At 70.7% G+C, this 4303-nt stretch carries 1 protein-coding gene; it reads left to right on the plus strand.

The genetic code is table 11. The features are described 5' to 3' along the window. Window positions 1-4303 (plus strand): amino acid adenylation domain-containing protein (locus tag ACWDR3_RS47265; protein WP_450358876.1); only part of this gene is annotated, 4303 nt, incomplete at both ends.

Here is a 4303-nt window from a genome sequence, read left to right on the forward strand (position 1 = left end):
AGGTCGAGGCACTGCTGGCCGCACACCCGGGTGTCGCGCAGGCCGCAGTCGTCGTTCGTGAGGATGTCCCGGGCGACAAGCGCCTGTTGGCCTATCTCGTGGCTGCCGAGGGTGCCGACGGTTTGGCGGAGTCGGCGAGCGCGTACGTCGCCGAGCGGTTGCCGGGTTACATGGTGCCGTCGGCGGTGCTGGTCCTGGACGAACTCCCGTTGACGGTCAACGGGAAGCTGGACCGTGCCGCTCTGCCTGCCCCGGAGTTGACGCACGTTTCCGGTCGGGCGCCGGTGACGGTGCAGGAGGAGTTGCTGTGCCGGGCCTTCGCCGAGGTCCTCGGCCTGCCGTCGGTGGGCGTGGACGACGACTTCTTCGCACTGGGCGGGCATTCGCTGCTGGCGGTGTCGCTGGTGGAGTGGCTGCGGCAGCGGGGCGTCGCGGTGTCGGTGCGCGCCCTGTTCGTGACACCCACGCCGGCCGGTCTTGCGGCGGTCGCCGGCCCGGAGCAGGTCGTGGTCCCGGACAACCGCATCCCGGAGGGTGCGGAGCACCTCACGCCCGACATGCTGCCGCTGGTCGATCTGGACGAGACGGAGCTCGCACGGATCGTCGAGGCCGTGCCGGGCGGAGCGGCCAACTTGGCGGACATCTACCCGCTGGCCCCGCTCCAAGAGGGCATCTTCTTCCACCACTTGATGGCCGACCACGACGCCGCGGACGTGTACGCGACCCCGACCACGCTGCGTTTCGACACGCGTGACCGGCTCGACGCCTTCCTGGCAGCCTTGCGCGGCGTACTGGCACGACACGACGTGTACCGCACGGCGATCATGTGGGCGGGGCTGCGCGAACCGGTGCAGGTCGTGGTCCGCCATGCCGAACTCCCGGTGCACGAAGTGACGTTGGACCCCGAGGGGCCCGACGCGGCCGAGCAGCTGTCGGCTGCGAGCCGGGGACGGCTGGAGCTGGATCGCGCCCCGTTGATGTCGGTGCACGTCGCCGGCGAGCAGGGCGCCGACGGCCGGTGGCTGGCGCTGCTGCGGATCCACCACCTGGTCCAGGATCACACGGCACTCGAAACACTCCTCGGCGAACTGCAGGCCTTCCTGAGCGACCGGGCCGACGAGCTGCCGGAGCCGCTGCCGTTCCGCCGGTTCGTGGCACAGGCGCGACTCGGTGTGTCCCGCGAGGAGCACGAGCGGTACTTCGCCGACCTCCTCGGGGACGTCACGGAGACCACCGCGCCGTACGGACTGACCGATGTGCACAGCGGCGACAAGCCCGTCGGTCATGCCCAACTCCCGTTGGACGGCGACCTGGTGGACCGCCTGCGCGAGGTGGCCCGGACCCAGGGCGTCAGTCCGGCCACCGTCTTCCACCTCGCGTGGGCACGGGTGCTGGCCGCGGTGACCGGACGCGACGACGTCGTCTTCGGCACCGTGCTGTTCGGGCGCATGAACGCCGGCGCCGGCGCCGACCGGGTGCCCGGCCTCTTCATGAACACCCTGCCGCTACGAGTACGCGTCGCCGGACAGGGCGTGGCGGACGCACTGGCCGACCTGCGCCATCAACTGGCCGACCTGTTGGTGCACGAGCACGCCCCGCTCACGGTCGCCCAGGCAGCCGCCGGCGTGCCGGGCGGCAGCCCCCTGTTCACGTCGATCTTCAACTACCGGCACAACCAGCGCGACATCCGCAGGTCCGGCACCGGCCTCGACGGCATCGACGTGGTCGAGTCGAAGGTGCGCACCAACTATCCCCTGAACGTGGCGATCAACCACGGCCCGTCCGGCTTCGACGTGGCCGTCGACGCGGCGACCCCCGCCGACCCGGCGAAGGTGGCCAACCTCCTCGTCACCTGCCTGGACGAACTCGTCACCGCGCTGACCGATGCACCGGGCACCGCGCTGGCCACGATCGACGTGCTCACGGAGGACGAACGGCAGCGGATCCTGACCCAGGGACGGGCGTCAACATCCTTGTCCCCCGTGGGACTTGTGCCCGATCTGATCACGGCCCAGGCCACCCGCACCCCGGACGCGGTGGCGGTGGTGTGCGACGGGACCGAGGTGTCGTACGCCGAACTCGAGGAGCGCGCCGACCGCCTCGCGCACTTGCTGCGCCGCTCCGGTGTCGGACCGGGGTCCGTGGTCGGGCTCTGCCTGCCCCGGGGCGCCGACGTGATGACGGCGATCCTCGCAGTCTGGAGAACCGGCGCCGCCTATCTCCCACTCGACCCCGAACTCCCCGTCGAACGACGAGAGTTCATGCTGTCCGACAGCGGGGCCCTGGTCGTCGTAGGCACCGACGAACTACTCGCGGACCTCCCCGCGGGAGGTCTGCGCACCCTCGCCCTCGACGACCCTACGGTCGCACGACAACTCGCCGCGCAGCCCGAGGACGACAGGGCGCGGTCCGCCCTCGATCCGCGTGGCCTCGCCTACGTCGTCTACACCTCAGGTTCAACCGGTCGCCCGAAGGGCGTAGCCGTCACCCACGGCGGACTCGCCAACTACGTGACGTCGGCCCCCGCACGGATCGGATTCGGCGAACCCGGCGGACGCTACGCACTGCTCCAGGCACAGGCCACCGACCTGGGCAACACGGTGGTGTTCGCGAGCCTGATCTCGGGCGGCCAACTGCACGTCCTGGACGCTCGGTCGGTGACCGACCCGCACGCGGTGACGGACTACCTGGCGGAACACCGCATCGACTTCATGAAGGTGGTCCCGTCCCACCTGGCCGCCCTCGGTACGGCGGCCGACCTGGCAGACCTGATCCCGGCCCAGTCACTCGTACTGGGTGGCGAGGCCGCCCAACCGGCTTGGGTGGCCGACCTGTTGAGGGCAGCGGGCGAACGACCCGTCTTCAACCACTACGGCCCGACAGAGACCACGATCGGCGTACTCACCGCTCGCCTGGACCCCACGACGACCGCCCAGGGAGTGGTGCCGCTGGGCACCCCGATCGGCAACACGAGCGTCTTCGTCCTGGACGGTGGGTTGCGTCCGGTGCCGGTGGGTGTGACGGGTGAGTTGTATGTCGCGGGTGCGGGGTTGGCGCGTGGTTATCTCGGCCGTCCTGGTTTGACGGCGGAGCGTTTTGTGGGGTGCCCGTTCGGTCTGGCGGGCGAGCGGATGTACCGGACCGGGGACTTGGTGCGGTGGACGGCGGACGGCCAGCTGGTCTTCGCGGGGCGTGCGGACGAGCAGGTGAAGATCCGCGGCTTCCGGGTCGAACCGGGCGAGGTGCAGACAGTCGTCGCCGCGCACTCGGACGTTGCACAGGCCGCAGTGACAGTCCGCGAGGACACACCGGGGGACGGACGACTGATCGCCTACGTCGTCCCGGTCTCACCGGAGCATGCCGAGCAACTGCCGGAAACCGTACGGGAGTACGCCGGTCAACACCTCGCCGCCCACATGGTGCCGTCGGCGGTGCTGGTCCTGGACGAACTCCCGCTGACGGCCAGCGGGAAACTGGACCGCGCGGCCCTGCCCGCCCCGGAGTACACCGCCGAACCCGGCCGGGCTCCGGCGACGGCACAGGAGGAGTTGCTGTGCCGGGCGTTCGCCGAGGTCCTCGGCCTGCCGTCGGTGGGCGTGGACGACGACTTCTTCGCGCTGGGCGGCCATTCGCTGCTCGCAGTGTCGCTGGTGGAGTGGCTACGGCAGCGGGGCGTCGCGGTGTCGGTGCGAGCCCTCTTCGAAACGGCGACACCGGCAGGGCTGGCCGGGGCGGGTGGCCCGGGCCGGGTGGAGGTGCCCGCGGTCCTGATCCCGGACGGTGCGGAGCACCTCACCCCCGACATGCTGCCCTTGGTCGATCTGGACGAGGAGGAGATCGCACGGGTGGTGGCCGCCGTGCCGGGCGGCGCGGCCAACGTCGCGGACATCTACCCGCTGGCCCCCCTCCAGGAAGGCATCCTCTTCCACCACCTGATGGCCGACCGGAACGGCACGGACGTCTACGTCCTGCCGGCCGTCCTCGGCTTCGACACGCGCCGGCGGTTGGACGACTTCCTGCGGGCGTTGCAATGGGTCGTGGACCGGCATGACGTCTATCGGACCGGTGTGGTGTGGGAGGGCCTGCGCGAGCCGGTGCAGGTCGTCGCCCGCCACGCCGAACTCAGCGTGTCCGAGGTCGAGTTGGACGACGAGGCGGAGCCGGCCGAACAGCTGCGAGCTGCCGCCGGTGGGTGGATGGACCTGAATCGTGCGCCGTTGCTGGATGTGCATGTGGCGGCGGAGCCGGGTGGTGCGGGTGGTCGGTGGCTGGCGCTGCTGCGGATTCACCACCTGGTGCAGGA

This window comes from Streptomyces sp. NPDC001002, assembly GCF_053599215.1.